This is a genomic window from Alcanivorax sp. HI0083 (assembly GCF_001635175.1).
Genome location: NZ_LWFX01001626.1, coordinates 1 through 771, shown reverse-complemented (window position 1 = coordinate 771; position 771 = coordinate 1). Strand labels below are relative to the sequence as shown.

1 protein-coding gene is annotated in these 771 nt (G+C 60.6%); it reads right to left on the bottom strand.

Translation table 11 applies throughout. The annotated features are described in order from the left end of the window. Positions 1–771 (bottom strand): serine--tRNA ligase (serS, locus tag A3754_RS24020; RefSeq protein ID WP_063521546.1); only part of this gene is annotated, 771 nt, incomplete at both ends.

The window sequence follows — 771 nt, the reverse complement described above, 5'->3', positions numbered from 1 at the left end:
GTGTGTACCAATTCTGGCTTGCCGGTTTCCGGATTACGCCAGCGGGCCTGCATACGGCGCGACTGGTAATCCTGAAAGTTGGAGCAGGAAGAGATTTCCCGATAGCGCTGCTGGCTCGGCAGCCAGACTTCGATGTCGTAGGTTTTGGACGAGGAAAAGCCCAAATCTCCGCCACACAGGATCACCACCCGGTAAGGCAGATCCAGTTTTTGCAAAACCGCTTCGGCATGGCCGGTGAGCGCTTCCAGAGCGGCATCGGATTCCTCTGCACGCACCATCTGCACCAGCTCCACTTTTTCAAACTGGTGTTGGCGGATCATGCCGCGGGTGTCCTTGCCGTGGCTGCCCGCCTCGGAACGGAAACACGGCGTGTGGCAGGTGTAGCGGCGCGGCATGGTGTCCGCTTCAAGAATCTCGTCCGCCGCCAGATTGGTCACCGGTACTTCGGCGGTAGGGATCAGGTACAGCTCACGCTCCCCTTCCATCTTGAACAGGTCTTCCGCGAATTTAGGCAGCTGCCCGGTGCCGCGCAGGGCTTCCGGCCCGACCAGAAACGGTACATAGACTTCCTGGTAGCCGTGCTCATCGCTGTGCATGTCGAGCATGAAATCGATCAGCGCCCGATGCATGCGAGCCAACCCGCCGCTCATCACGGAGAACCGGGCGCCGGACAGTTTGGCCGCGCGCTCGAAGTCCAGCCCGCCGTCCAGGGCTTCGCCCACATCCACGTGATCTTTGGGTTCAAACGGCAGTGTTTTCGGTGTGCCCCAC